The organism is Streptomyces sp. BBFR2 (assembly GCF_044497305.1).
Lineage (GTDB): Bacteria > Actinomycetota > Actinomycetes > Streptomycetales > Streptomycetaceae > Streptomyces.
The window spans coordinates 6783450-6809475 of the sequence record NZ_CP172415.1 but is presented as its reverse complement, the minus strand read 5'-3'; the positions used below and the strand labels follow the sequence as shown (position 1 = coordinate 6809475).

Sequence of the window (26026 nt, the reverse complement as noted above, 5' to 3'; positions counted from 1 at the left end):
GGGGGCCGCCCGCTCACGCCGCCGCGGGGGGAAAGACGGGGGTGGCCGGTGCACGCACCGACCGTGGACGAACAGCCCGCGCGGCTCGCCGCGCTCCGCCGCGAACAGCGCGGCTGGTACTGGTACGACTGGGCCAACAGCGTCTATTCGACGACCGTGCTCACGGTCTTCCTCGGCCCGTACCTCACCTCGATCGCGCAGGCGGCCGCGGGTCCGGACGGCTTCGTCCATCCGCTGGGGATACCCGTGCGCCCCGGCTCGTTCTTCGCGTACACCGTCTCGGCGTCACTGCTGCTGTCGGTGCTGGCGATGCCGCTGGCCGGGGCGGTGGCCGACCGAACGGGCCGGAAGAAGCCGCTGCTCGGCCTCTGCGCCGTGACGGGTTCGGTGGCGACGGCCGGGATGTTCTGGCTGGAGGGCACGCGGTATCTGCTGGGCGGGGCGCTGCTGATCATCGCGAACGTCGCGTTCGTGGTGTCGATGATGCTCTACAACTCCTATCTGCCGCAGATCGCCGGGCCCGAGGAGCGGGACGCGGTCTCCACCCGCGGCTGGGCGTTCGGCTACGCGGCGGCCGGTCTGGCGCTCATCGCCCATCTGGTGCTGTACGGCGCGCACGCCTCCTTCGGCCTCTCCGAGGGCACGGCGATCCGCATCTGCCTGGCGTCATCCGGCCTGTGGTGGGGCCTGTTCTCGGTCATTCCGCTGCGGCGCCTGCGGGACCGGTGGGCGGACCGGCCGGCGGACCGCCCCGGTACGGCCGGATCCGCGGCCCTCGGCCAGGGCCTCGCCCAGCTCCGCGCGACGCTGCGCGACATGCGCGCCCACCCCCTCACTCTCGCCTTCCTGCTGGCGTATCTCGTCTACAACGACGGTGTGCAGACGGTCATCACCCAGGCGTCCGTCTACGGCTCCCAGGAACTGGGCCTCGACCAGACGACGCTGATCATCTCGGTGCTGCTGGTCCAGGTGCTGGCGGCGGCCGGAGCGCTGGTGATGGGGCGGCTGGCCCGTAGGTACGGCGCGCGGCGCACGGTTCTCGGCTCGCTGGTGGCGTGGACCGCGACGATCGCCGCGGGGTGCGCGCTGCCGGCCGGTGAGCCGGCGTGGTTCTACGTACTGGCCGCGGCCATCGGCCTGGTGCTGGGCGGCAGCCAGGCGCTGTCGCGCTCGCTCTTCTCGCATGTGGTACCGCGCGGCAAGGAGGCGGAGTACTTCTCCGCGTACGAGATCAGCGACCGGGGCGTGAGCTGGCTGGGGCCGCTGGTGTTCGGCGTGGCCTACCAGCTTTCGGGGAGCTACCGGGAGGCGATCGCGTCGCTGGGGGTGTTCTTCGTGGTGGGGTTCGTGCTGCTCGCGCGGGTGCCGATGCGGCGGGCCGTGGCGGCGGCCGGGAACCCCGTACCGGACCGGATTTAGTTTCGGCGCACGAGGCGCGGTAGTATACGCCTTTGGCTCACCAGGCGGACCGTTACTGCGCGTTCACCGAAGCGAGGGCGCTGGGTGACATCTCCTGTCAGATGTGACAAAACGGGCGCTGGTGGGTACAACAAGGGGCGGCACGAAGGTAGGCATCGGCGCGCAGCGCCTCCGTCAAGGACGGTGGTGGGCGACAGGTGAAGGTGAGCAGCGGCGTACGGCGCCTCCGTCAGGAACGGTGGTCGGTGACGGGCGGGCGCATCCATCCCGGATTCGGGAATCTTCACCGCCGACCGGACGTTGACCTGATGACGACGACAGCGACACCTGTCCTGTGGGCGACAAGCCCGGGAGGCACGATTCATGAGTGAGCGAGCTCTTCGCGGCACGCGACTCGTGGTGACCAGCTACGAGACCGACCGCGGCATCGACCTGGCCCCGCGCCAGGCGGTGGAGTACGCATGCCAGAACGGACATCGATTCGAGATGCCGTTCTCGGTTGAGGCCGAGATTCCGCCGGAGTGGGAGTGCAAGGTATGTGGCGCGCCCTCGCTTCTGGTGGATGGCGACGGCCCGGAGGAAAAGAAGGGTAAGCCCGCGCGTACGCACTGGGACATGCTCATGGAGCGGCGCACCCGCGAGGAGTTGGAGGAGGTGCTGGCCGAGCGGCTGGCCGTCCTGCGCTCCGGCACCATGAACATCGCCGTGCATCCGCGCGACAGCAACCGCAAGTCCGCCTGACGACCGGACTTCCCGACGCAGTACCGCACCACAGCAGCACACGAGGGCCGGTGCCACCCCACGGTGGCACCGGCCCTCCTGCGTGTGTCCGGGGGCGGCGCCGTCCGCCGGGCCACCTCCCCCCATGGCCCGACCCCGCGGCGGCGCTCCCCTGCGGCTCAGCGGGTCAGCGGCGGGTCCTGGCGGGGCGGGCGCGGCGGCTCGTCGTCCCGGATGACCTCGCCTTGGACGACCTTGCCGTCCGGGCGGTGCATCCGCGCCTGCTGGAAGGCGTCACCGAGGGAGCCGGGCGCCGGGCGCGCGCCGCGGGTCAGCAGCTTCTCGGCGCGGCGGCGGAGCAGCTTGCCGGTCGGCGGGAAGAGGCAGAGCAGGCCCAGCACGTCGGAGACCATGCCGGGGAGGATCAGCAGCAGACCGCCGAGCATCGGCAGGGTGTTGCCGCCGTCCTTGGCGGGCTCGGGCGCCGTACCGGACTGCACCGAGTCGGCCAGCCGGCGCCAGGCCCGGCGGCCCGCCCGCTTGATCACGTAACCGCCGGCGATGACCCCGGCGACCAGCAGCAGGAAGACCGTCCAGCCGCCCGCCGCCTCGGCCACCAGCCGTAGCAGCCAGAACTCCAGGACCAACCAGACGATCACCGCGAGCGGCAGGATGCGGCGGGCGGCGGAGCGCCGGGGCGGGCGGGACGGTGGCGTGGGCGTGGCTCCGAACGTCATGCCTCAAGTGTGCCTGGCCGCCCGCCCGCACCGCCCCGGAGGGTCGCCGTGACGATCACCTCGGGGCGGCCGGGCGTCACTTCCCGCGGATCTTGTCCAGGCGGGAGCCGACGCCCCAGGCGGTGACGCGCCACAGCGCCTCGACGACGATGTCGCGGCTCATCTTGGAGTCACCGCGCTCACGCTCGACGAAGGTGATCGGCACCTCGACGACGTGCAGCCCGGCCTTGACCGCGCGGCGGGCGAGGTCGACCTGGAAGCAGTAGCCCTGCGAGGCCACCTCGTCGAGGCCGAGCCGGTCGAGGGCCTCGACGCGGAAGGCCCGGAAGCCGCCGGTGACGTCGCGGATCGGTACGTCGAGCAGCAGCCGGGAGTAGGTGGAGCCGCCGCGGGAGAGGAACTCGCGGGACTTGGGCCAGTTCACCACGCGGCCGCCGGGCACCCAGCGCGAGCCGAGCACCAGGTCGGCGCCCTTGAGCGCGGTGAGCAGCCGCGGCAGTTCCTCCGGCTGGTGGGAGCCGTCGGCGTCCATCTCGACGAGGACGCCGTAGCCGTGCTCGACGCCCCAGCGGAACCCGGCGAGATAGGCGGCGCCGAGCCCTTCCTTGCCCTTGCGGTGCAGCACGTGGACGTGGTCGTCCGCGGCCGCGAGTTCATCGGCGAGCTTGCCCGTACCGTCCGGGCTGTTGTCGTCCGCGACGAGCACGTGCGCCTCGGGGACGGCGGACCGCACCCGCTCGACGATCGGCTTGACGTTCTCCGCCTCGTTGTACGTCGGGATGATCACCAAGGTGGTGCCGAGCGGACCGTACTGCCGCTGACCGCCGTCTGTCACTGCTGCCCCTTCTCGTCCTTCGGTCGCCCGCGCCGGCCGATCGCAGAGGGCGCGGCGCAGGACAGAAGGCCCACGATAGCGAGCGTCCACTCGGGCGTCGCACCGGCGCGGTCGGCCAGCGTCGTTCCGTCGCGCAGCGGGATGCGCGCGGAGACGACACCCTGGGTGAATTCCGGGATCTTCTGGACGATCTTGCCGTCCGGGGCGACCACCGCGCTGATCCCGCTGGTGGCGGCGGTGACGACGGCCCGGCCGTGCTCGACGGCGCGCAGCTTCGACATCGCCAGTTGCTGTTCGGGCTGCCCGGTGCGGCCGTAGGTCGCGTTGTTGGTCTGGATCACCAGGGCCCGGGCCCCGGCGCGCACGGTGTCGTGGACGATCTCGTCGTAGGCGACCTCGAAGCAGATGACGTCGCCGAGCCGGGCGGGGCCGACCTTCAGGACGCCGGTGTGGTCGCCGGGGTAGAAGTCCCGCGGCACCCGCTGGAACCGCGTAATGATCTTGCTGAGCTGTTCCCGGAACGGCACGTACTCACCGAACGGCACCGGATGCTGCTTGGTGTACGAGGCGCCGGGGCCCTTGGCCGGGTCCCAGACGATGCCCTCGTTGAAGACGTACCCGGGCTTGGTCGGGTGGTCGACGAGGGCGCCGACGAGCACCGGCACGCCGATGGCGCGGACCGCCTCGTCGATCCGGTCACGGGCCTGCGGGAAACGGAACGGGTCGAGGTCGGAGGCGTTCTCCGGCCAGATGACCAGGTCGGGCTTGTGCGCCCGGCCGGCGCGGACGTCGGCGGCGAGCTTCTCGGTGGCCCGGGCGTGGTTGTCGAGGATCTGCATCGGGCGGCCGAGGAAGTCCATACCGGGCTGCTGGACGTTGCCCTGGACGACCGCGATGTCCACGGTGTCGTCGGCCTTCGTCGGTACGGGGACCAGGACACCGGCCGCGGTGAGCGCGGCGGCGAGGCCGAACGCCTCCACGGCGGGCAGCGCGCGGCGCAGGGTCCCGCCCGAGCGCAGTCGCCACAGTCCGGCGGCGCAGGCCGCCAGCAGTCCGCCGGTCAGCGCGACGGCGAAGGTCACCAGGGGTGCGCCGCCCAGCGCGGCGAGCGGGGTGAAGGGCGAGCCGGTGTTCGCGAACGCCAGCCGCCCCCAGGGAAAGCCGCCGAACGGGAGCCGGTCGCGGGCGCACTCCTCGGCGACCCACAGGCAGGCGCCCCACAGCGGCCACCACGGCAGCCGGGAGACGCGGGCGAGGCCGGCGCCGAGCAGCGCCAGGAAAAGCGCCTCGGCCAGCGAGAGCCCCACCACGGCGTCCCAGCCGACGACGTGCAGCCACTTCAGCAGCAGCAGGAAGAACGGCAGCCCGAGGACGAGGCCGAGCCAGGCGCCCTGGGCGGCGCTCCGGCCACGGACCAGCAGCGCCAGCGCGGCGACCGCGACGAGGGAGAGCGGCCACAGGTCGTACGGCGGGAAGGCGAGGCCGAGGGTGATCCCGGCGCAGGCGGCGAGCGCGGTGCGCCAGGCCGTGCGGCGGGCGAGGGCGCCGAGGCGGCGCCACCGGCCGGGGCGCGGCGGCGCGTCCGGTGCGGACGGCGGCACCGGGCCGCCGGCCGCGTCGCGGTCGTCCGCGGCTTCGGTGGTGTCGGAGGGGCCCGGGGGCACGGTCGCGCCTTCCTGCAGGTCGTGGGGTGGTGAGCTGACCGTACATCGGAAGACCGGGGCGGCGGATGCGGGGGCCGGGGCGGCGGCAGCGGCCGGGGCGGTGCGGACAGGGGCCCGGTGCCCTTCGGGCCGACCTGGGACCCGCTGGCTGCGGGTCGACCGAGAGCCGTTGTCTACTGAGCGTCCGGGCCCCTCCCGGGGTCGCACCGTCCTCCCGGCTCTCCAGGGAGCCGGGAGGGACCCCTCCGGCCGGAACCTTTCCGCGTCTCGTGCCGCTGGTGCTGGACCTGGCTCACAGTGACGGCGTCCGGTCCCGGCACACCGCCCGTGGCCCAGCCGCGGCCGACGACGGCGCGGAACTCCCGGCCGGACGTCCTGTGGTGGACTCGGCCGAACCTACCGGCCGCCGACCGCCTGCTGTCAACAGCCGCCGCATCCGGGGGCTTTTCGCCGCCCCGCCGCGGCGGTGGCCGCCGATCCCAGTCGCGGCAGGGGCGTACGGTGCGGCCGCCGCGCACGTCGGCGGCCGCACCACGTCACTCGTTCGGCCGCGCGAAGACGGTACGTCCGGCGACGACGGTGGCCAGGCAGACCGGCAGCGGACGGCCGGGGCTGAGGTCGGGCAGGCCCGGGGTGCCGGAGCGGGGGTCGGTGGACCAGCGCTCGACGCGCTCGTCGGGCGCCTGGACGACCAGTTCCCCGGCGCGCCAGACGGCGTAGTCGGCGGGGGCACCGGGGACCAGCACCCCGGCGTCGTCGCGGCCGATGGCGCGCCAGCCGCCGCGGGTGTGGGCGGTGAAGGCGGCGCGGGCGGAGATGCCGTGCGCCCGGGTGCGGTGGAAGACGGCGGCGCGGACGGTGCCCCAGGGGTCGAGCGGGGTGACCGGGCTGTCGGAGCCGAGCGCGAGCGGCACCCCGGCCTTGAGCAGCGCCGCGTACGGGTTGAGGGTGCGGGCGCGGTCGGCGCCGAGGCGGGCCGCGTACATGCCTTCACCGCCTCCCCAGGCCGCGTCGAAGGCGGGCTGGACGGAGGCGGTCAGGGCCAGCTCGGCGAAGGCGGCGAGGGTGCGTTCGGTGAGCATCTCGGCGTGTTCGACGCGGTGGCGGGCGGCGCGGACGCGGGCGAGTCCGACGCGGTCGGCGGCGGCCCGGATGCCGTCGGTGACGGTGGTCAGGGCAGCGTCGCCGATGGCGTGGAAGCCGGCCTGGAGTCCGGCCTCGGTGCAGTGCGCGACGTGGGCGGCGACGGCCTCGGCGTCGAGGTGGGCGGTGCCGGTGTGGCCCGCGTCGGCGTAGGGCGCGTGGAGGTGGGCGGTGTGCGAGCCGAGGGAGCCGTCGGCGAAGAGGTCGCCCGCGGCGCCGAGGGCGCCCAGTTCCCGGATACGGTCGGCTTCCTTTGCGGATGCGACCAGTTCGGCCCAGTAGCCGACGACGCGCGGGCCGTCACCTTCGGCGGCGAGGGCGAGCAGCGCCGTGAAGTCGTCCTCGCCGGAGATCTCAGGCCCCCCGCACTCGTGGACGCTGCCGATGCCGAGCGAGGCGGCGCGGGCGAGCGCGGCGCGCTGCGCCTCGGCACGCTGCGCGGGGGTGAGCGTGGCGTACGCGGCGCGGCGCACGGCGTGGTGGGCGTCGCCGGTCAGCGGGGCGTCAAGATGGAATCCGGCCAGGTCACGCACGGAGGGGACGAGGTCGAGCAGGGCGGTGGTGACGACGGCGGAGTGCACGTCGACGCGGGTGAGATAGAGGGGACGGCCGCCGGTGGCCTCATCGAGTTCGGCGCGGGACGGCGGGCGGCCCTCGGGCCAGGCGGCGGCGTCCCAGCCGTGGCCGAGGAGGACCCGGTCGTGCGGGCGGGCCGCCGCGTGGGCGCGGACGCGGGCGAGCGCGTCGGCGAGGTGGGTGGCCGGGGCGAGATCGAGGCCGGTGAGGGCGAGGCCGGTGGCCGTGGTGTGCACATGTGCGTCCGTGAACGCCGGGGTGACGAGTGCGCCGTCGAGATGGACCACCTCGTCGACACCCTCGGCGAAGGAGTCGGCCGCGCCCTCCTCCCCCACCCACGCGATGCTGTCGCCCTCCACCACCATCGCGGTGGCGAAGGGGTCGGCGGGACTGTGCACCTCCCCACCGCGCAGCAGGACGGTACGGGGACGGGCCGGATCGGGGATGCGCTCGCTCATACCGGACAGTTTCGCCCCTGCCGGGCCGTGGTCGGCGCGCGGGGTGGGCGAAGGCACCGCGTGGCGGGAAATGCGCCCCGGCCGAACGGATACGGCAGCGGGCCGGCCGGGTCCGCCCACGTCCCGCCGCCCGCCTCAGATGCGGGGCGGCCGCGCCTCGTACGGGGTGGACAGGACGACGGTGGTGCGGGTCGAGACGCCGGCCAGGCTGCGGATGCGGCTGAGCAGGTGCTCCAGCTCCAGCGGTGTGGCGACGCGGACCTTGAGGATGTAGTTCTCGTCGCCCGCGACGCTGTGGCACGCCTCCAGCTCGGGGACGTCCGCGAGGCGCTCGGCGATGTCGTCCGGCGCGCTGGGGTCGAAGGGTTTGACCGAGATGAAGGCGGTCAGCGGCAGCCCCACCGCCTCCGGGTCCACGATCGCGGCATAGCCGCGGATCACCCCGCGCTGCTCCAGACGGCGCACCCGCTGGTGCACCGCCGAAGTGGACAGGCCGGTGGCCTTGCCCAGGTCGGTGTAGCTCATCCGCCCGTCCTTGACGAGCAGATCCACGATTCGTCGGTCCAACTCCTCCACGCGTTCAACTTACTGTGCCGACGCGCCCGCGCGCACCGCGCGCCGGATCGTGGACACCTCCGCACGCCGTTCATGTGACGAACGCCACAGGTGCGCTCCGCTGTCCGGAGGGCGGTGGCGATTATGCGCGCGGCATGAGGGGAATTGCTGGTGGTGGCCCGGACCGCCCGCCCCAGGAGCGGCGGCCGTGCGGCCCATCCGAGGGGGATGAACACACCATGCGACGCGTCAAGCAGGACACCTCTGTGACCCGAGCCGGCACCACGGACGGCGACAGTCCCGGCTTCGTCGAGGACGACGATCCGGACGAGTTCGGGACGTACGACATCTTCCGGGTCGCGTGCCCGGACTGCGGGCAGCCCATCGCGCTGCTCGCCGAGGAGGACAGCCTCCCCGAGCACGCGCTGTGCCCCTCGCCGTGGAACCCCTTCGGGCTGACGGTCTGCCAGGGTTCGGGGCGGCCGGTGAGCGACGCCGCGCAGACGCCGGACGCGCTGGACGCCCACGAGCAGGACGCCGCCGTCCTGTTGACGCTGCCGGAGAGCCTGGACTGGCGCCGCCAGCCGTTCTCCCACATCGGCGGCGACGGCTCCCACGCACCTCGGGTGCCACGGATGCGCCGCGTCTGAAGAAACGGTACGACGGCGACCGGCGCCCGCCCCGACGGCGCCCGGGGCGAGGGAGCCTGACGCTCCCTCCACTCCTCCCCTCCCCCACCGCCCCGGTCCGGGTTCTTTCCCGCCCGGCACGCCGCGGCCACAGGCCGCCCCACCCGTACGGAGAAGACCCGCCCCTTCGCGGGACGGGCCTTCTCTCCGCCGATGCGGCCTGGTGCGGGGCGGGTTCACCGCTCCGGCGGGGTCAGCGGGATTCCGGCCCGGCCAGGTGGCGGGCGATGACCATCCGCTGGATCTGGTTGGTGCCCTCGACGATCTGGAGGACCTTCGCCTCGCGCATGTAGCGCTCGGCGGGGAAGTCCTGGGTGTAGCCGTAGCCGCCCAGGAGCTGGACGGCGTCGGTGGTCACCCGCATCGCGGCGTCGGTGCAGAAGAGCTTGGCCATCGCCGCCTCCTTGGAGAACGGCTTGCCGGCGTCGCGCAGCCGGGCCGCGGCGAGGTAGAGCGCGCGGCCCGCCTCGATCTGGGTGGCCATGTCGGCGAGCAGGAAGCGCAGACCCTGGAAGTCGGCGATCGGGCGGCCGAACTGCCGCCGCTCGGCGGTGTATCCGAGCGCGGTGTCCAGGGCAGCCTGGGCGACGCCGACGGCGCAGGCGGCGATGCCGAGGCGGCCGGAGTCCAGGGCGGAGAGCGCGATGGCGAAGCCCTGGCCCTCGTCGCCCAGACGCCGGTCGTCCCCGATCCGTACGCCGTCGAAGTGCAGTTGGGCGGTGGGCGAGCCCTTCATGCCCATCTTGCGTTCGGGGGCGGCGGCGGTCAGGCCGTCGGCGTCGCCGGGGACGAGGAAGGCGGTGATGCCGTGGGCGCCGCTGTCGCCGGTGCGGGCGAGGACGGTGTAGAAGTCGGCGACGCCGCCATGGGTGATCCACGCCTTGGTGCCGTCGATGATCCAGTCGTCGCCGTCGCGGACGGCGCGGGTGGTCAAGGAGGCGGCGTCCGAGCCCGAGGAGGGTTCGGAGAGGCAGTAGGCGCCGAGGAGCCCGCCGCCGAGCATGGCCGGCAGATACTCGGCGCGCTGCTTGTCGGTCCCGAATCCGGCGAGGGCATGACAGGCAAGGGTATGGACGCTGACGCCGAGGCCGACGGTCAGGCGGGCTGCGGCCAGCTCCTCCACGACCTGGAGGTAGACCTCGTAGGGCTGGGCGCCGCCGCCGAACTCCTCCGCGTACGGCAGGGAGAGCAGGCCGGATTCGGAGAGCAGGGTGAAGGCGGCGCGCGGGAAGCGGCCGACTTCCTCTTCCTCGGCGGCGCTCGGGGCGATCTCGCGTTCGGCGAGATCCCTGACGAGTGTCAGCAGATCGCGGGCTTCCTCGGTGGGCAGACTGCGGTCCACCGGGCGGGGGCCGTGCTCGGTCATGCGGCGCTCTCCTCCGTCTCGGGCGCTGGCGGCACCGCGCGCGTGGGGTGGGCGGCGGCGCCGTCTTCCGGGTGCCCAGCCGATGATTGCCTTCCGGGTCTCGGAACGCGATGACCTGCGACTGCGGCGCTAGGAGTATGCCCGATCGGCGGCCAGGCGTCACGGGTTGACAGATGGGGAACGATCTTCGCGGAGCGAGATGAAGCCGCCGCGAAATTGGTCCGAACCATTGACGCACTGGTCTAGTCCATCTAGCTTCTCCCCAACGCCCCACGCGTTTTGGACCGTTCGGAACGCAGGTCGGGTCCCGTCCCTCGTCCCCCCTCCGAGGAGAAGACATGCTCAGACCGCACCGTGGACGATCACGCCGAGCCCTCGCCGCCACCACCGCCCTGTGTACGGTGGCGCTCTCCGGCTCCCTGCTCGCGGGCCAGGCCCTCGCCGCCCCGGCCGGCGCCCCCACCGCCGCGCACCCGGCGGCCGCCACGGCGAAGACGGTGACGGCGAAGCCCGCCACCGCGGCGGGCGACAAGGTCGTCGGATACTTCACCAACTGGGGTGTCTACGACCGCAATTACCACGTCAAGAACATCGAGACGTCCGGCTCCGCCGACAAGCTCACGCACATCAACTACGCCTTCGGCAACGTCACCGGCGGCAAGTGCGCCATCGGTGACTCCTACGCCGACTACGACAAGGCGTACACCGCCGACCAGAGCGTCGACGGCAAGGCCGACACCTGGGACGACGGTGCGCTGCGCGGCAACTTCAACCAGCTACGCAAGCTGAAGAAGCTGCACCCGAACCTCAAGGTGGTCTGGTCGTTCGGCGGCTGGACCTGGTCCGGCGGCTTCGGTGAGGCGGCCAAGAACCCGGCGGCGTTCGCCAAGTCCTGCCACGACATGGTCGAGGACCCCCGGTGGGCCGATGTCTTCGACGGCATCGACATCGACTGGGAGTACCCCAACGACTGCGGTCTGACCTGCGACACCAGCGGCAAGGACGCCCTCACCAACGTGCTGAAGGCGCTGCGTGAGGAGTTCGGCAAGGACGAGCTGGTGACCGCGGCCATCAGCGCGGACGCCTCGGACGGCGGCAAGCTCGACAAGGCCGACTACGCCGGTGCCGCCCAGTACGTCGACTGGTACAACCCGATGACGTACGACTACTTCGGCGCGTGGGACGACAAGGGGCCGACCGCCCCGCACTCCCCGCTCACCTCGTACGACGGCATCCCGAAGGCCGGTTTCAACACGACCGACACCACCGCCAAGCTGAAGAAGCTCGGGGTCCCGGCGGACAAGCTGCTGCTGGGCATCGGGTTCTACGGCCGCGGCTGGAAGGGCGTCACCGACGACAAGCCGGGCGGCACCGCGACCGGCGCCGCCCCGGGCAAGTACGAGGCCGGGATCGACGACTACAAGGTCCTCAAGGAGCGCTGCCCGGCCACCGGCAAGGTCGCCGGTACCGCGTACGCCAAGTGCGGTGACCAGTGGTGGAGTTACGACACCCCCGAGACCATCGCCGGGAAGATGGCCTTCAAGAACGAGCAGGGCATGGGCGGCACGTTCTTCTGGGAGCTGAGCGGTGACACCCCGAACGGCGAACTGATCAAGGCGATCAAGTAACACCTCGCCGGGCGCGTACGAGGGCGGGAGGCCGCGGCCTCCCGCCCTCCGCGCGTACCCGGGTACGGGTTCAGCCCGCGGGCGGCGCCGGGCAGTCCGGTTCGTACTCCGCGATCAGGCGCAGGGTGTCCTCCAGTCCGCGCACCAGCAGCGCGCAGACCGTCTCACGAGGCAGCCGCTGCTCCCCGATCCAGTCGAGGGTGACGCCCTCGACCCCGCTCAGCCAGCCGATCAGCGCCGTACGGGCGAGGACGGGCAGATCGTCGCGCCCCCAGGCACCGCGGGCGAAGGCGGTGAGCATCCGGGCGCGGGCCGTGTCGCGGAGCGCCTGCACCTCCGCGTCGAAGCCGACGCCGCCGGTGATGATCGCCCGGTAGGCGGCCTGGTGGTGCTGGGCGTAGCGCAGATAGCCGTCGACGGTGTGGCGTACGCGGTCGTAGGCGGGCAGGTCGGGGGTGGCGTCGGCCCGTTCGGCGAGCTGGGCGACGGCGTCCTCGATGATGGCGAGGTAGTAGCCGCGTTTGTTGGTGAAGTAGTAGTAGATCAATCCCTTGGCGACGCCCGCGTGCCGGGCGATGTCGTCCATGGAGAGGGCGTCGTACGACGTGTTGGCGAACAACGTCCGCCCGATGGCTATGAGTTCCTTCCGCCGCGCCTGCGAGCGATCGGTGCCACGAGCGCTCCGCCCACGCTGCTGTGTCCTGTTCAAAGTCTGCCCTGTTTCTCCAACTGCCGTATTTTTCCGCAGTATGACAGTCCGTCACCCCACGCCGCGGGGAGAGCTACGGGTGCGGTCACCTGCGCTTCGGGCCGGTGGACGGGGGCCGGGGGCGGCGGGCGCGCCGGCTGCTGGGCGGGGATTATCCGGCGGGAGGGGGCTCTTCCGGCCGTACGCCGTTCCCCTTCCTGCTCCCGGTTTCGGCCTGCTGGGGCACCAGTCGTCTGCCGAGTAACGCCGCGCAGGCCCCGAGTGTCAGCAGCCCGCCGACGAGGAATGTGCCGCGTACGTCGGCGAGCGGCAGGACGATTCCTCCGAGCGCGGCGCCCGTCGCGATACCGGCGTCGCAGGAGCCGGAGTTGGCCGCGAGTGCGATATCGGTGCGGCCCGGTGCGCAATGCAGCATCGCGTTCCGGGTGGTCATGAACACCGGCCCGAGTGCAGCGCCCATCAGCGCCAGGAACACCACCGCGGCCACCGGATCGGTGCCGGCCGCGTACAGGCCGAGCCGCGAGGAACTCGGCCCAGCCGCGTCGGGCGCATGCGACCCGACGGAGCGCGGTCATCGGGCGAGGGCCCCAGGAGGTATCCCCTCACCGCTGACGGCTCGCAGCCCCGGACGCCGCCTTGTTACGCGTTCATCGGGCACCTGTTCAACCGCGTGTGGCCTTCGTAGGGTGCCGGGCATGACGTCGCCCGGTTTCTTCGCGCGTTCACGCGTCCTCGCTCCCCCAGGCTGGAGCCGGTGGCTGGTGCCGCCCGCCGCGCTCTCGGTGCATCTGCCGATCGGGCAGGCATACGCGTGGAGCGTCTTCAAGCCGCCGCTCGAATCCTCGCTCGGGCTGTCGGGGACGGCGAGCGCGCTGCCGTTCCAGCTCGGGATCGTGATGCTCGGGCTGTCGGCGGCGTTCGGCGGGACGCTCGTCGAACGGCGGGGGCCGCGCTGGGCGATGGCCGTTTCGCTGGTCTGCTTCTCCTCGGGGTTCCTGCTCGCCGCGCTGGGCGCGTACGCCGGACAGTTCTGGCTGGTCGTGTTCGGCTACGGCTTCGTCGGCGGGATCGGGCTCGGCATCGGCTACATCTCCCCCGTCTCCACACTGATCAAGTGGTTCCCCGACCGCCCCGGAATGGCCACCGGCATCGCCATCATGGGCTTCGGCGGCGGCGCGCTGATCGCCTCGCCGTGGTCGGCGCAGATGCTGGCGTCCTTCGGGGACGACAGCCGGGGGATCGCGGCGGCCTTTCTCGTGCACGGGGTGGCGTACGCCGGGTTCATGGCCCTCGGAGTGCTGCTCGTCCGGGTACCGCCGGAGGACCGGAGGCCCGCCGGAGGGGAGCCGGCGCGGGCGGAGCGGGCGCCGTTGGTCACCACGGCGCGGGTGTCGGCCCGCAACGCCGTACGGACGCCGCAGTTCTGGTGTCTGTGGGTGGTGCTGTGCATGAACGTGACGGCCGGGATCGGCATCCTGGAGAAGGCCGCCCCCATGATCACGGACTTCTTCGCGGGCACCTCGGCCTCGGTCGGTGCCTCCGCCGCCGCGGGCTTCGTCGCACTGCTCTCCCTCGCGAACATGGCGGGCCGGCTGCTGTGGTCGTCCGCCTCGGACGTGATCGGCCGTAAGAACGTCTACCGCGTCTACCTGGGCGTCGGCGCGCTGATGTACCTGGTGATCCGGCAGGCCGGGGACGTCTCGAAGCCGCTGTTCGTCTGCTGCGCGCTGGTAATCCTCTCCTTCTACGGGGGCGGCTTCGCGACGGTCCCCGCCTATCTGAAGGACCTGTTCGGCACGTACCAGGTCGGCGCCATCCACGGACGGCTGCTGACGGCCTGGTCCACCGCCGGCGTCCTCGGCCCGCTGATCGTCAACCGGGTCGCCGACTCACAGAAGGACGCGGGCCACTCGGGCCCCGGCCTCTACGGCCTCTCCCTCGCCATCATGATCGCCCTGCTCGCGGTGGGCTTCGCCGCGAACGAACTGATCCGCCCCGTCCACCCGCGCCACCACGAGCCCGCACCCCGGACCGGACACCAACCCCCGCCGAAGGAGACGGCCGATGACGAACCCGGCCCCCGTCCCACAGCCTGACCCCGAGAACGCCTCCACCGCCTCCCCCCGCCGCGCCCTCACCGTCGCCGTCTGGCTCTGGGTGGGCCTGCCGCTCGCCTACGGACTGTACGAACTGGTCAGCAAGGCGACGAAGCTCTTCACCGGCTGAACTGCCGGGGGCAGGCCCGGTACGGCAAGGCCTCGGCCGGGTCGACTGTCCGACTCGCGCCTCCCCGCGGTATCGCTACCGCCCGCCCCGCTTCTGGGGTGGTCATGTCAGCTCGGGCTTGCCTGTGTGGCCCTCAAAGCCGCCCGTTCCGAGGCGGGGAAGTCCACCCCGCTGGAGGCACCGCTCCACCCGCTCGGGTTCCCGTGAGGCGACGGTCGTCACGGAGGTCCGGCGAGGCGACAGCGGGTGCCTTCGTCCAGGATCATCTCCACCTCGGCCGGGCTCCGTTCGTTTTCAGCAAACCGAGATGGGCTTCGTGGGGGCGGTTACGTATTTCCCGTAGAACCACCCTTTCTGATTTGTTCCGATGATTCGTCCGTAGACCCAGGTGGGTTCATCGTGCTTATTTACCGCCCAGCACCAATGGTCAATGCTTTTGCCCTTGCCAACCTGCCCCAGGGCCGCACACTTACTTGAAGGTCCTCCGCGGCGAATGACGGTGGTTCGCGTCTTGCTGCGGACCTTCATCTTGTGCGAGTGCTTGTGACCGCACTTCGCCGCGGCCTGCGCGGGGGCACCTTCCGAGGCGGAGGCGGCGGGGGCGCCCGCTGAAGAGCTTACGAGGCAGACCGTTACCGCTACAGCGAGAGCATATTTGACGGTGCGCAAAACTATTCCTTTCCACGAGGAATCCCACCGCTGCCGATCGCTGAACTATTTCATCGGATGGAATCAGGTGGCAGCCGCATCACTCGATTGTCGTCAGCTCCTCCCGCAAGGGAGGAGAGGAATACGAGCCAACTGCCACGGCGAGGTGGTGCCGGGCTTGCTCGATAGTGATTACCTGCGGCCGGTGTGCGCGGTCGGCACCGGGCCGGGCGAGTGGGCCGGTCATACGGAGCAGTTCGCTCGCGACCGGGTGCGCGCGCATCCGGACCCTGATCGCTCCTCGTGTCCGACCGAGGCCCAGGGCGGAGCGGGCGCGGCAGGCAGGATCAGGGACAACGCACCGGGTCGGAACGCTTCGCGTCGAGGGCGGGCGCCGGTGAGCGGCCTGCGGCCGGGCGGGTTGGGCGCACGGCTGTGTCCTCACCGCCCGCCGCGCCCGCGCGGTGCGCCGCTGAGGGCCTCGCGCGATCACCGGTCGCGCCGGTGCTGGTCCGACGACGCGCGGGCGGCGGCTTCGAAGTCCGATACGTCGAGGACATCGGCGTGCAGCGAGATGACGGAACGCATCAGCAGCTCGTGGCGGTCGGTATCACCGTCGGCGCACACGTCGCCGAGGACGAGCAGGCGGTAGTCGCGGTCGGCGGCGTCTCGGACGGTGGACAGGACGACACCGCTGGTGAAGATGCCGGCGAGGACCAGGGTGTCGACCCCCTGGTCCCGCAGCAGCGGATCGAGGCCGGTGGTGCTGAAGGCACTGACGCGGGTCTTGGTGATGGTGTGCGCGCGCCCGTCGGCGCGCAGCAGGGGGTGGACGTCCGCCTCGGGCGTGCCCTCGGCGAGGTGGCCGGCCCGGGCCAGCGGTGCGAAGACTTTGTTGTGGGCGGGAACGGCGGCGTGGTCCTCGGGAGCGAAGGCGACGCGTACGTGTATCTCCCGGATACCTGCCGCCAGTGCGGTCCGTTGAGCGCGCCGAGCGCGTTCCAGGAGTCGCTCCGGCTCCGGAATCCCTTCCAGTACGGCGGGCTGGAGGTCCATGAGCAGCAGTGCGGTGCGATGCGGCACCAGGACGGGGATCTCGCTCGGCACAGGGGTTCCTTCCGGGGCGTGGGCATTTACTACAGCGCTGGATAATCCTGTAGTGTAGTAACGGTGATGAGCGATGACCAAACCCCCTGGCTCACCCCTGACGAGCTGCGGGTCTTCCGTGCCGTCAACCGCACCTGGCAGGCCCTGACAGCCCAGCTCGACCACGACCTGGAGGAAGAGGCGGAGCTGCCACGCAGCTACTTCGACATCCTCTGGCGACTGCGGCGCGCCCCGGGCCAAGCACTGCGGATGAGCCACCTGGCGGAGATCACCCACTCCAAGGCGAGCCGGATCACGCACGCGGTCGGCCGCCTGGAGAAGGCCGGCCTGGTCCGCCGGGAGGTCCCCGAAGGCGACCGACGCGGCTGGCTGGCCGTACTCACCCCGCAGGGGCGGGAGAGGGCGGAGCGGGCCGCACCGGTCTACGCACGCAGTGTGCGCGAACACCTACTCGCCCCGCTCACCGGTGCCGAGCGCGACCAGCTCACCGCCATCGGCGAGAAGCTGCTCGCCCGCCTGGACCCCGAAGCGCTTCCCGGCGCCGAAGACAAGGAACGGAGAACCGAATGACGACTCCACCGACCACCCGGACCCCCACCCCGGCCGCGCCCGAGAAGAGGACCGGTGACCACCACGGGCGTCTGTGGCAGGTTCAGGTCATCGCCGGGCTCGGTGGGTTCCTCGCCGGCGTCAACACCTCCACCATGGATGTCGCCCTGCCCACGGTCAGCCGCCACTTCGGCTCTTCGGCCTCCGCTGCTTCCTGGACGCTGCTCTCCTACATGCTCGTCACCACGGTATTGGTGTTCGTCTTCGGGCGGGTCGCCGACATGATCGGCCGACGCCGCATGTACCTGGGCGGTATCGCCCTGCTCACCGCCGGCAGCCTGCTGTGCGGCCTGGCGCCAGGCATCTTCTGGCTGATCGCCTTCCGCTGCGTGCAGGCCGTCGGAGCCGCCGCGCTGCTGTGCAACATCACCGCGCTGATCACGGACGCGTTCCCGGTCCGCCGGCTGCCGACCGCGCTGGGCATCAACGCCACCATCGCCGCCTTGGCCCAGGTCCTCGGCCCGGCCGTGGGCGGCGCCCTGGCCTCGGGGCTGGGCTGGCGCGCGGTGTTCTGGTTCAACGTGCCCGTCGGACTGATCGGCCTGGTATGGGCCCGGCTGAGCCTGCGTTCCGGCGTCACGCCCACCGAACGGGAGCCCTTCGACCACCTCGGGGCGCTGTTGTCGACCCTGGCCCTGGGCGGCCTCGTCCTGGCCCTGTCCGAGGGAGGGGCGCTGGGCTGGACCAGTACACCGGTCCTGGCCGGCCTCGCCCTCTTCGTCGTCTTCGCCCCCCTCTTCCTCGTCGTGCAGGCCCGCCGACGGCACCCGCTGCTGGACCTCGGCCTGTTCGCCGACCGGGCCCGGTCACTGGCCTACCTCTCACTGTTCTTGATGGCGATGGCCTACTTCGCCGTCGTCCTGTTGATGTCGCTCTACCTCCAGGCCGCGGTCGGCATGGCGCCCTACCAGGCCGGCCTGCACGTCCTCTATGTCGCCTTGGCCATGGCAGCCGCCGCACCGATCGCCGGCCGCCTGCGGGACCGGTTCTCCGCCAGGGGCCTGGCCAGCACCGGCCTGGCCCTGGCCGCCGCCGGCCTGTTCGCCCTGGCCGCGGTAGTGGCCCCGGGGATGAGCAACGCCGTACTCGCCGTGTGCCTGCTGACCGTAGGTGCGGGCGTGGGGCTGTTCATGACCCCGAACACCAGCGCCATCATGGGCTCGGTCCGCGCCGAGCGACGCGGCATCGCCAACGGAGTACGCCAGACCATCCAGAACGCCGGCTACGCGATCAGCACCGCCCTCGCACTGGCGATCGCGACCGGCGGTCTGCCCGCACCGGTCAAGGAGGCCGCCTACTCCGGCACCGTCTCCGCCCTCTCCCCTCACACCCTGCACGCCCTTACCAACGGCTACCGCTGGGCCTTTCTGACCCTGGCCGCGACCTGTCTGCTCGGCCTGATCGCCTCACTCAGCCGGGGACGAACCACCACCCGCTGACGCCCTCGGCCCGGCCGTACGTCACGTCGGCCGGCTTGCGGGCCCCGCCCCCGTTGGGTACACCGGCGGTACGCCCTCCGGCAGTTCCACTCGACCGCGGCCCGATCCCACAGCATGTAGCCCACGCCGCCGCCATGTCGCTCGCGCCAGGGTTCCGCGACCTGGCAGGCGCGCCGGATGCGCCGCGGTCCGCGTCACGACGATGAGCCGGAGTCACTCATACATCGGCCGGGGTCCGTCCGCCCAACGACCTCCCGCCGGCTACGCGGCATCGACACCACGCTGAACAGGCGGGTCATGAGGTCCGGCGCCCCGGAGACCTCCCAGTCGTCGGCCCAGCCGATGATGTGGCCGCCCCCACCGCTGCAGCAGCCGTGAGGGCATCACTGCGCTGACGTTCCGGTGCCGATGTGGACGCCTTCACGCGCGACAGTCGCCGCACGCCGAGCAGACACATGCCGCATCCGTCATAGGGCCGTTCGATCATGTTCTGGTCCGTACCGCTCAAGGTCGCTCCGTTGCGAGCTCGCAGGGTACGGAGAAATGGCGGCAGCCCCTCGGGAGGCGATCTTGGTCAGCCGAGGAAGCTCAACCGCACCTCACGTTCGGGGTTGTCGACATTGGTGTCCACCAGGCAGACCGACTGCCATGTACCCAGTGCCAGGCGGCCGGTGAGTACCGGGAGGGTCGCGTGGGGTGGGACGAGGGCGGGCAGGACGTGGTCGCGGCCGTGGCCGGGGGTGCCGTGGCGGTGGTGCCAGCGGTTGTCGGGCGGGAGGAGGGTGCGGAGGGCGGCGAGGAGATCGTCGTCGCTGCCGGCGCCGGTTTCCAGGATCGCGATGCCCGCGGTGGCGTGCGGTACGAAGACATTGAGGAGACCGTCGCGTTCGGGGGCGGCCTCCCGGAGGAAGGCGTCGCAGTCGGCGGTGAGGTCCGCGACGGTCTCGTGGGTACCCGTGGTGACACGCAGGGTGCGGGTGAGGAATGCGCTGCTCATGTCCCCATTGTGGTGCGGCGTGAGGCGGGAGCACCGCGGCCGGGCGGTGCGACACCTGGCTGGGTACCGGCACGGATTCCGTCGCGGTCGCCATGCCGGGCATGGGGCCCTGAGAGCCCGGCTGTTTTGTGCCCGCAGGGCGCCTGAACGTCTGCGTCGATCCGGTGGAACAGCCCCAGCGACAGCCAGACCGCGTCGGTGCACCGATCCATCTGGGCACACCGGGACGTTGCCCTGGCCGCGTAGGCGACGTGGCATCCGGCGCGCGATCCCGGTGAAGAGCGACGGCGGGTCCGCCCGTCCACGCACGGGATCACATGGTGGCCGGCTTCCGGCCTTCGACAAGGCGCGGTACCGGGCTCGGAACACGTGGATCGGGCGGTGAGAGACGGTGAAGCAGTTCAGGGCCGTGGCGACGCGTTATGACAAGCGCGGCTACGTTCATCCGGGAATCGTCACCGCTGCCGCGCTTTTGATCTGGCCTCTCTGCTGATCCAGGCCGCGCTCTATCCGATCTCGGCGGTCACCACCATGGCCGTGTCGGCGTCGGCCTGCGCAAGAAGCGCACCGGACGGGGCCCAGAGGCCGGAGCGGCCACAGCCGGTCCACGCGCCGGCCGGTCCGACATGGTTGGCCACGACGACGTGCAGACGGAAGTCCTCGGCGATGCCTGGATACACCGCCGCCAGCTCTTCCACGCCTCCGCCCGTGCCGTAGAGGGAGCTGGCCAGATGCACCTGACACCCATCGGCGGCCCCACGAGAGACCAGCTCGGGGAAGTGATTGTCGAAGCATGTGGCCAGTGCGAACCGAAGCCCGCCGAGCTCAAAGCGCCCGTCGTGCTGTCCCGCCACGAACAGGTCGTGCTCGTGCTCGAACAGATGCTGTTTGCGATACGTGGTGATCAGTTCACCGTCGGGACCGAAGACCAACGTCTCGATGGCGGGTCGCTCCCCGTCGGTGGCCGCCGCGCAGTTGACGACGGAGGCGACACCCGACTCCCGGATCGGGTCCAGGCGCGGGTCGTCCGCCCGCACCCAAAGATCACGGCGGGCGCGCACCGCTTCGAGCTCATATCCGGTCAGCGCCAGCTCGGGAAACACCACGAGTTCGGCGCCCCGCACACGCGCGTCGTCAGCGAGGGCGGCCATCAGCCGCACATTCGCCGAAACGTCAGCGGGAGCACACGTGAACTGGGCTGTCGCAATCTTCATGGCCCTCAGCATGCCAACCCCGCCGCTGCCCCGCTCACCTGGGTCCCTGCCCGACGCCACGGGACCGGGGAGACAGGCCCAAGGCCGCAAAGCCGAGCGCTTCCCGGCCTCCCCCGACATCGCTCGGCCTCTCGTCCGCTACCGCCGGCTCATCGAAGGAGATGCCTTCTTACGAGCCGGGCGCATGGCGGGTGCCCGGAGGCGGAGCGATCAAGGTGATGGCGGCGTCGAGGAGGGCCTGGACCCGGCTCGGTGTGAACCTCTCCGGCTCGATGGGGAACATCATCATCCAGCCGTCGCCGATGGCGCCGAGTTGGTCGGCGAGCAGGTCGGCGGGGATGTCGTCGCGGATGGTTCCCTGCGCCTGTCCGGTGGCGAGGAGTGAGGCGAGCGCGTCGCGGTGGCGGGCGTAGCGCTTTTCGATGACGGCGGCGAAGGCCGGTTCGTACCGTGCGTGGACGAGCAGTTGGGACATCACGGGCCAGAATTCGGGATCGTCCGTGGTCCGCAACAGCCACCGCTCCAGGATCGCCCTGACGTCGGGCCGCCCCCGGCCGGCGGCGAGCATGGCGTCGAAACCGTCGAACCGGCTCTCGGCCAACGCGGTGACCAGCTCCTCCTTGTTCGCGAAGTAGTACGTCACCGCTCCGGTCGTGCATCCCGCGCGGTGGGCCACCTTGCGCAGCGAGGTGTTGGCGTAGCCCTCCTGCGCGATCACCGAGGCCGCCGCCCTCAGCAGCTCGGCCCGCTTCGCCGCGCGGTCACCCGTCGGGCGGCCACGCCGCACGACCGGCCCGGTTCCACCATCGTCGTTCGCTCGCCGGATCTGATTCTCGGACACCCCGCGATTCTGCCACACATTTAACGTAACCACTGTTGTGAAAAATGCTGAGAGCTGGCTACGGTGCTGCCACCACCTGACCTACGGGAGGAACAACCCATGCAGGAGTCAGTGAGGGAAGCATTCCGCGACGACGGCGCCGTTCTCCTGAAGGACTGCCTCGACACAGCGCAGTTGGCGCGGTGCAAGGAGGCGTACCACTGGGCCGTCGCGCACCCCGGGCCCAACGCGACCCGGATGTTCAACGGGACCGAGCAGCAGTCACACGTCGACAACGCCAACCCGCTCGCCAAGTCCCGGCTGGACGCGATGGTCTCGTCGCTGCCGTTCGGCCGGCTGTTCGCCGACCTGTGGGGCTCACGGCACGTGTGGTACTTCGCCGAGGAGATATTCCTCAAGGCCGGCGGACGAAGCGGGCGCACCGCCTGGCACCAGGACACCGCGTATCTGCCCTGGGCCGGCGAGCACTGGGCGAATGCGTGGATCAGCTTCCAGGCGCTCCCGAAAGCGAACGCGTTGGAGATCATCCGCGGCTCCCGCCACGGCGCCCAGTACGACGGGACCACCTTCGCCGACCCCCACGACCCGACCGATCCCCTGCACGGCGGCGGCGTATTGCCGCGCCTGCCGGACATCGACGCCGAACTCGCGCGCGACCCCGACGCCTACGACGTGCTCTCCTGGGCCACCGAGCCCGGCGATGTCCTCGCGCTCCACCCCCGCACGCTGCACGGCGGGGCGCGCGTCGATGCCGCGTGCCCGGAGCGCCACACGCTGGTCCTGCGCTTCTTCGGCGACGACGCGACGTTCCGCCCCCTCCCGGAGGCGAACGAGCACTTCGCCCGCAACGGCGTTCTCTTCGTCGAGGAGATGGCGAAGCTGAACGCGGGCGACCCGTTCCGCTCACCCGTCTTCCGTCAGCTCGTCTGACCAGGCACCGAGTGGAGGTCGCACGGAATGAAACGCCGATCGGTCAACCCGCCGCCCACCGAAGCGCTGTACGACAGGCTGCACTTCTCGCAGGCGACCCGCGCCGGCGACACGATCTGGGTGTCCGGCCAGGTCGGGATCGACGCCTCCACCATGACGCCCGCCGACGGCATGGACGCCCAGGCCCGCATCGCGTTCGACGGCGTGCGGACCGTACTCGAAGCCGCGGGGGCGAGCCTGGCCGACATCGTCGAGCTGACCACGTTCCACACCGGTCTCCGGGACGACATGACGGAGTTCGCCCGGGTCAAGGACGAGTACATCCCCGACCGTTACCCGTCGTGGACCGCGGTCGGAGTCTCCCAACTCGCCCTCGACGGACTGCTGGTCGAGATCCGCGCCGTCGCCGTCGCCGGCAGCGGCGACGACCGGCCCGACCGGTCGCCGGGCGGCTGACACCCACCGCACGCCATCGGCATGGGCCGCGCCCGGGGCTCGGACCGCCCGGGCACGGCCCTGCGCGACACGCCCCCGTACGCATTTGCCCCGTACACCGCAGGCCGCCGGCGCCGCTGCCGGGAGACCGGCGCCCGCTGGTACGGCACGTCCCACCAGAAGGGGGTGATCGAGGGCGCCACGGAATTCCGCAGGCGGCTTGCCGGCTTCGCGGGGGTCTTGCCGGCTCCGGCTTCGCCGGGGTGATGGAGAAGCCGGGACGCGGCGCTCCTGGAGTTGCTCGACGAGCCGCGCACCGTCGCGGAGATCGCTGAGCACCGGCTCGTCCACCGGCCGCACGTCGAAGGCGCGCACGTGGGGCCGGTCGAGCGAGGACGGCGGCGCGACGCCTTGCCCGGCTGACCGGCAGGGGTCTGGTCACGGAGGCCGAGCCCGGGCGGTTCCGCGCGGCGGAGCACGCGCCCGACACGCCGCGGTTCCGCCGCCACGACGACGAGCCGGAGCACTCGTACCATCGGCCGGGATCCGCCCGCCCGGCGGCGCCCGTCACCATGATGTCCGTCCGGAGAGGCTCGTCCGTGCACCACTGGCTTTCCGAACGGCGCCGATCGGGGGTGAGCCTGGTCATCGCGGTGTGCGCGGCGGTGGTCCTGCCCAACGACAGCGTGGCGCGGATCTCGGCGGCGGATGTCGGCGTACTCGTCCTCTTCGCCTACCTCATTCCCTACCTCGCCCTCACCTTGGCCGCCTTCTTGAGCGTGGCTCCGGAGCAGGTCCGCTCCTGGGCGCATCGCGAAGCCCGCGGCACGTTCCCCCAGCGCTACGTCCTCGGGACCGCGCCCGGGCCCGGGGCGTCGCTCTTCATCGCGGCTGCCGCGCTGGTGGTGGCGGTGCTGTGGCTTCCCGGTCACCTCAGCACCGCCTTCCCCGCCCTCCCGCGCACGCTGGTGGCTCTCGCTCTGGTCGTCGTCGCCTGGATCTGCGTGGTCGTGGCCTTCGCCGTCACCTTCCAGGCCGACAACCTCGTCGAGAACGAGGAGGCACTCGACTTCCCCGGAGAGCAGGCCCCCGCCTGGGCCGACTACGTCTACTTCGCCCTGTCCGCGATGACGACGTTCGGCACCACCGACGTCAACGTGACCTCACGGGAGATGCGGCGGACCGTGGCGGCGAACACGGTCATCGCCTTCGTCTTCAACACCGTCACGGTCGCGAGCCTGGTATCCGCGCTGGGCCACCGTTAGCCGCCTGGCGAAAGCGGTGCGGCGCGGCACGGCCGCGCCCGTTCCCGCCGTTCGGCAGTCATGCCCCGGCCGTTGCCGCGGCGCAGGCGGTCAAGGCCCGGATGTCCACCGTGCCGACGGCGGCGGCGAATTGGGGCTTCGGCGCCGCCTGGTACGCGCTTCCGTTCGCGGCCCTCCGCTCTCATCGGCCTGATCGGTCCGACATACCGGGTGCGGCGCAAGGCCCGCGGCGCAGCCGGACTTCAGGCCCTGCGGCGGTGCAGGCGGTCCGAGACGCGGTCGGCCGTCCAGGCGGCGTGCAGCGTGGGCGCGCTGAGGACGGATGGAGCGAACCGCGGCCGGGCACGCCATACGGCGGCGAGGTCTTCGTGCATCCGATCGCCGGCGAGCCGGTCGGCGAGCAGTGTTCCGAGGTAAGGGGACTGGGCGAGGCCGTGGCCATTGCAGCCGATGGCGTAGAAGACGTTCTTCGTCGCCTCCCCGGCGACCGGCAGCAGCGACGACGTCATCGCGATCCACCCGCCCCAGGCGCGTCGTGGTGCGACATCGCTGAGCGAGGGGAACCGCTCGTGGAAGCCGCGGACGAGGTCCGCCACGACCGTGTCGTCCGGCTCACGAACGCCCAGTGCTCCCGGTGCCGTCCGCAGCCGCCGGGTTCCGAACATGACCGTGCCGCGCGCCGTGGGCCGGTAGTTCTCCAGGATCGCGTGCGGGGTGATGATGCCGACACGCCTCGTCCAGCCGGTCGCCGCCAGACGTTCGGGGTCGATCGGTTCGGTCTCGACCAAGCTGGTCCAGATCGGTGTGACCATCCGCTTCGGGGCGATCGGAAGGTCGCGGGAGTAGGCATTGGTGGCCAGGACGACCCGCTCGGCGCGGACGCGGCCGCCGGGCACGCTGACGACGGCTCCCGAGGCGTGGGGCTCGATCGCGCGCACGGCGGTCCGCTCGTGCACCCGCACGCCCGATGCGAGAAGCACCTCGCGCAGACCGAGCGCGAACTTCCCTGGGTTCAGCAGCCCACCGGCCCGCTCGAAGACGCCGCCGAGGAACGTCTTCGGGAGGCCGAAGGCGCCGCCCTCGACGAACTCGACGTCCGCCCCCGCGCCCCGGAGGATCTCGGTGTTCCGCCGGGTGCGCCGGAGCTGTCCCGGGGAGACGGCGGCGATGACGTTACCCGTCGGCTCGTACTCGCAGTCGATGGCGAGCCGTCCGATCAGATCCTCGGTGAAGTGAGCCGCCCTGTCCGCGTAACGGATGAGACGCGGCAGGCGGCGGGCGTACAGCGTGTTCAGAAGCTGAGGGTCGCCCGCCAGCGCGTTCGACAGATACCCGGCGTTGCGCGAGCTGCCGCCCCCTCCGCAGAACCCGGACTCCAGCAGGACGACATCGGCCCCGCGCTCGGCCAGCCGCAGCGCCGCCGCCATGCCCGCGTAACCGCCCCCGACAACGGCGACGTCGCACGTGAGCTCCTCTTCCAGCATCGGCGCGAAGTCGGTGGGCCGGTCGGCCCACCCGCTGAACGCCGAATACGTCACGCCGGCGAAGCCGGCCCCGCTCGCTGCAACGTCGTACATGGTGATCCCGGCTTCCCGTCGTGAGTCCAGAAGATGGCGGCACCGTATCGAGGCGTCCAAATTTACGCAACACGCGTTATGGAAAATACGTGGCGCTGTCGCCCGTGCCACTTGCCGAGAGCCGTCCGCCCGCTTCCCGCCCCCGCCGGGGCAGCCTTCGCCCCCCGCCGGGGCGGCCTTCCTGTCCCCCGCCGGCGGAGGTGCGTCACGGCGTCCTCGAGCGGTCCCTCCACGCCATG

24 protein-coding genes are annotated in these 26026 nt (G+C 71.7%); 11 read left to right on the top strand and 13 right to left on the bottom strand.

Annotated elements, in window-relative coordinates; translation table 11 throughout:
• The first annotated feature begins 63 nt into the window (after positions 1-63).
• Together ACGH2B_RS28175 and ACGH2B_RS28170 are read left to right on the top strand one after the other, a co-directional pair.
• Positions 64-1419 (top strand): MFS transporter, encoded by a 1356-nt coding sequence (locus ACGH2B_RS28175; RefSeq protein ID WP_399095822.1) that lies wholly within the window; start codon positions 64-66, stop codon positions 1417-1419.
• Between the two features lie 363 nt (positions 1420-1782).
• Entirely contained in the window at positions 1783-2160 is a 378-nt protein-coding gene (locus tag ACGH2B_RS28170) for an RNA polymerase-binding protein RbpA (RefSeq protein WP_026170122.1), read from the top strand.
• 158 nt (positions 2161-2318) lie between these two features.
• Here ACGH2B_RS28170 and fxsA read toward each other — a convergent pair whose 3' ends face one another.
• From fxsA to ACGH2B_RS28145, 5 genes are all read right to left on the bottom strand, one after another.
• Positions 2319-2876, bottom strand: coding sequence for an FxsA family membrane protein (gene fxsA, locus ACGH2B_RS28165; RefSeq protein WP_399095819.1), 558 nt, complete (start codon positions 2874-2876; stop codon positions 2319-2321).
• 76 nt (positions 2877-2952) lie between these two features.
• Positions 2953-3711 carry a polyprenol monophosphomannose synthase gene (locus ACGH2B_RS28160; protein ID WP_399095816.1) on the bottom strand — a complete coding sequence of 253 codons (759 nt, stop codon included), beginning with the start codon at positions 3709-3711 and terminating at the stop codon, positions 2953-2955.
• Positions 3708-5375, bottom strand: coding sequence for an apolipoprotein N-acyltransferase (lnt, locus tag ACGH2B_RS28155; protein ID WP_399095813.1), 1668 nt, complete (start codon positions 5373-5375; stop codon positions 3708-3710). Before lnt ends, ACGH2B_RS28160 begins: the two co-directional genes overlap by 4 nt.
• A gap of 536 nt (positions 5376-5911) precedes the next feature.
• The gene (locus ACGH2B_RS28150; RefSeq protein WP_399095810.1) at positions 5912-7552 is read right to left on the bottom strand and encodes an amidohydrolase; all 1641 of its coding nucleotides are present in this window, start codon (positions 7550-7552) and stop codon (positions 5912-5914) included.
• A gap of 135 nt (positions 7553-7687) precedes the next feature.
• Positions 7688-8128 (bottom strand): Lrp/AsnC family transcriptional regulator, encoded by a 441-nt coding sequence (locus ACGH2B_RS28145; protein ID WP_030288641.1) that lies wholly within the window; start codon positions 8126-8128, stop codon positions 7688-7690.
• A gap of 218 nt (positions 8129-8346) precedes the next feature.
• On the opposite strand from ACGH2B_RS28145, the gene ACGH2B_RS28140 reads away from it, so the two are divergent.
• Entirely contained in the window at positions 8347-8757 is a 411-nt protein-coding gene (locus tag ACGH2B_RS28140; protein WP_399095803.1) for a hypothetical protein, read from the top strand.
• A gap of 232 nt (positions 8758-8989) precedes the next feature.
• Here the strand turns inward: ACGH2B_RS28140 and ACGH2B_RS28135 are convergent, their stop codons facing one another.
• Positions 8990-10162: an acyl-CoA dehydrogenase family protein gene (locus ACGH2B_RS28135; protein ID WP_399095800.1), complete on the bottom strand. Its 1173-nt coding sequence runs from the start codon at positions 10160-10162 to the stop codon at positions 8990-8992.
• A 338-nt stretch (positions 10163-10500) separates the two neighbouring features.
• Between ACGH2B_RS28135 and ACGH2B_RS28130 the strand changes: the two genes are divergently transcribed.
• Positions 10501-11790, top strand: coding sequence for a glycoside hydrolase family 18 protein (locus tag ACGH2B_RS28130; protein ID WP_399095797.1), 1290 nt, complete (start codon positions 10501-10503; stop codon positions 11788-11790).
• Positions 11791-11860: 70 nt separating this feature from the next.
• On the opposite strand, the gene ACGH2B_RS28125 is transcribed toward ACGH2B_RS28130, so the two are convergent.
• Entirely contained in the window at positions 11861-12499 is a 639-nt protein-coding gene (locus ACGH2B_RS28125) for a TetR/AcrR family transcriptional regulator (RefSeq protein ID WP_399095794.1), read from the bottom strand.
• 151 nt (positions 12500-12650) lie between these two features.
• Positions 12651-12932 (bottom strand): hypothetical protein, encoded by a 282-nt coding sequence (locus ACGH2B_RS28120; RefSeq protein WP_399095791.1) that lies wholly within the window; start codon positions 12930-12932, stop codon positions 12651-12653.
• A gap of 262 nt (positions 12933-13194) precedes the next feature.
• On the opposite strand from ACGH2B_RS28120, the gene ACGH2B_RS28115 reads away from it, so the two are divergent.
• Both ACGH2B_RS28115 and ACGH2B_RS28110 read left to right on the top strand, forming a co-directional pair.
• A complete protein-coding gene (locus ACGH2B_RS28115) occupies positions 13195-14595 on the top strand; it encodes an OFA family MFS transporter (RefSeq protein ID WP_399095788.1) in 1401 nt (466 codons plus the stop codon).
• Positions 14564-14725, top strand: coding sequence for a hypothetical protein (locus ACGH2B_RS28110; RefSeq protein WP_399095785.1), 162 nt, complete (start codon positions 14564-14566; stop codon positions 14723-14725). Before ACGH2B_RS28115 ends, ACGH2B_RS28110 begins: the two co-directional genes overlap by 32 nt.
• A gap of 1137 nt (positions 14726-15862) precedes the next feature.
• Here the strand turns inward: ACGH2B_RS28110 and ACGH2B_RS28105 are convergent.
• On the bottom strand, positions 15863-16480 hold the full coding sequence (locus ACGH2B_RS28105; protein WP_399095782.1) for a cysteine hydrolase family protein: 618 nt from the start codon (positions 16478-16480) through the stop codon (positions 15863-15865).
• A gap of 66 nt (positions 16481-16546) precedes the next feature.
• Here ACGH2B_RS28105 and ACGH2B_RS28100 point away from each other — a divergent pair, with 66 nt between their 5' ends.
• Together ACGH2B_RS28100 and ACGH2B_RS28095 are read left to right on the top strand one after the other, a co-directional pair.
• Positions 16547-17050 carry a MarR family winged helix-turn-helix transcriptional regulator gene (locus ACGH2B_RS28100; protein ID WP_399095779.1) on the top strand — a complete coding sequence of 168 codons (504 nt, stop codon included), beginning with the start codon at positions 16547-16549 and terminating at the stop codon, positions 17048-17050.
• Positions 17047-18528 carry a DHA2 family efflux MFS transporter permease subunit gene (locus tag ACGH2B_RS28095; RefSeq protein WP_399095776.1) on the top strand — a complete coding sequence of 494 codons (1482 nt, stop codon included), beginning with the start codon at positions 17047-17049 and terminating at the stop codon, positions 18526-18528. Before ACGH2B_RS28100 ends, ACGH2B_RS28095 begins: the two co-directional genes overlap by 4 nt.
• Positions 18529-19102: 574 nt before the next feature.
• On the opposite strand, the gene ACGH2B_RS28090 is transcribed toward ACGH2B_RS28095, so the two are convergent.
• The 3 genes from ACGH2B_RS28090 to ACGH2B_RS28080 form a co-directional block, all read right to left on the bottom strand.
• On the bottom strand, positions 19103-19525 hold the full coding sequence (locus ACGH2B_RS28090) for a YjbQ family protein (protein WP_399095773.1): 423 nt from the start codon (positions 19523-19525) through the stop codon (positions 19103-19105).
• A gap of 506 nt (positions 19526-20031) precedes the next feature.
• Positions 20032-20739 (bottom strand): carbon-nitrogen hydrolase family protein, encoded by a 708-nt coding sequence (locus ACGH2B_RS28085; protein WP_399095770.1) that lies wholly within the window; start codon positions 20737-20739, stop codon positions 20032-20034.
• A gap of 169 nt (positions 20740-20908) precedes the next feature.
• Positions 20909-21580, bottom strand: a complete 672-nt coding sequence (locus tag ACGH2B_RS28080) for a TetR/AcrR family transcriptional regulator (protein WP_399095767.1) — start codon at positions 21578-21580, stop codon at positions 20909-20911.
• Positions 21581-21679: 99 nt separating this feature from the next.
• Here ACGH2B_RS28080 and ACGH2B_RS28075 point away from each other — a divergent pair, with 99 nt between their 5' ends.
• From ACGH2B_RS28075 to ACGH2B_RS28065, 3 genes are all read left to right on the top strand, one after another.
• Entirely contained in the window at positions 21680-22510 is an 831-nt protein-coding gene (locus ACGH2B_RS28075; protein WP_399095764.1) for a phytanoyl-CoA dioxygenase family protein, read from the top strand.
• A gap of 27 nt (positions 22511-22537) precedes the next feature.
• Entirely contained in the window at positions 22538-22966 is a 429-nt protein-coding gene (locus tag ACGH2B_RS28070) for a RidA family protein (protein WP_399095761.1), read from the top strand.
• Between the two features lie 554 nt (positions 22967-23520).
• Positions 23521-24210 carry a DUF1345 domain-containing protein gene (locus ACGH2B_RS28065; protein WP_399095758.1) on the top strand — a complete coding sequence of 230 codons (690 nt, stop codon included), beginning with the start codon at positions 23521-23523 and terminating at the stop codon, positions 24208-24210.
• 242 nt (positions 24211-24452) lie between these two features.
• Here the strand turns inward: ACGH2B_RS28065 and ACGH2B_RS28060 are convergent, their stop codons facing one another.
• Entirely contained in the window at positions 24453-25787 is a 1335-nt protein-coding gene (locus tag ACGH2B_RS28060) for an NAD(P)/FAD-dependent oxidoreductase (RefSeq protein ID WP_399095755.1), read from the bottom strand.
• Positions 25788-26026 lie beyond the last annotated feature (239 nt).

Coding starts and splice junctions, on each gene's coding strand:
- ACGH2B_RS28170 (WP_026170122.1), top strand. CDS start 1,783: ATGAGTGAGCGAGCTCTTCGCGGCACGCGACTCGTGGTGACCAGCTAC.
- fxsA (WP_399095819.1), bottom strand. CDS start 2,876: ATGACGTTCGGAGCCACGCCCACGCCACCGTCCCGCCCGCCCCGGCGC.
- ACGH2B_RS28150 (WP_399095810.1), bottom strand. CDS start 7,552: ATGAGCGAGCGCATCCCCGATCCGGCCCGTCCCCGTACCGTCCTGCTG.
- ACGH2B_RS28140 (WP_399095803.1), top strand. CDS start 8,347: ATGCGACGCGTCAAGCAGGACACCTCTGTGACCCGAGCCGGCACCACG.
- ACGH2B_RS28135 (WP_399095800.1), bottom strand. CDS start 10,162: ATGACCGAGCACGGCCCCCGCCCGGTGGACCGCAGTCTGCCCACCGAG.
- ACGH2B_RS28130 (WP_399095797.1), top strand. CDS start 10,501: ATGCTCAGACCGCACCGTGGACGATCACGCCGAGCCCTCGCCGCCACC.
- ACGH2B_RS28120 (WP_399095791.1), bottom strand. CDS start 12,932: ATGACCACCCGGAACGCGATGCTGCATTGCGCACCGGGCCGCACCGAT.
- ACGH2B_RS28115 (WP_399095788.1), top strand. CDS start 13,195: ATGACGTCGCCCGGTTTCTTCGCGCGTTCACGCGTCCTCGCTCCCCCA.
- ACGH2B_RS28110 (WP_399095785.1), top strand. CDS start 14,564: ATGACGAACCCGGCCCCCGTCCCACAGCCTGACCCCGAGAACGCCTCC.
- ACGH2B_RS28100 (WP_399095779.1), top strand. CDS start 16,547: ATGAGCGATGACCAAACCCCCTGGCTCACCCCTGACGAGCTGCGGGTC.
- ACGH2B_RS28095 (WP_399095776.1), top strand. CDS start 17,047: ATGACGACTCCACCGACCACCCGGACCCCCACCCCGGCCGCGCCCGAG.
- ACGH2B_RS28090 (WP_399095773.1), bottom strand. CDS start 19,525: ATGAGCAGCGCATTCCTCACCCGCACCCTGCGTGTCACCACGGGTACC.
- ACGH2B_RS28085 (WP_399095770.1), bottom strand. CDS start 20,739: ATGAAGATTGCGACAGCCCAGTTCACGTGTGCTCCCGCTGACGTTTCG.
- ACGH2B_RS28075 (WP_399095764.1), top strand. CDS start 21,680: ATGCAGGAGTCAGTGAGGGAAGCATTCCGCGACGACGGCGCCGTTCTC.
- ACGH2B_RS28070 (WP_399095761.1), top strand. CDS start 22,538: ATGAAACGCCGATCGGTCAACCCGCCGCCCACCGAAGCGCTGTACGAC.
- ACGH2B_RS28065 (WP_399095758.1), top strand. CDS start 23,521: ATGTCCGTCCGGAGAGGCTCGTCCGTGCACCACTGGCTTTCCGAACGG.
- ACGH2B_RS28060 (WP_399095755.1), bottom strand. CDS start 25,787: ATGTACGACGTTGCAGCGAGCGGGGCCGGCTTCGCCGGCGTGACGTAT.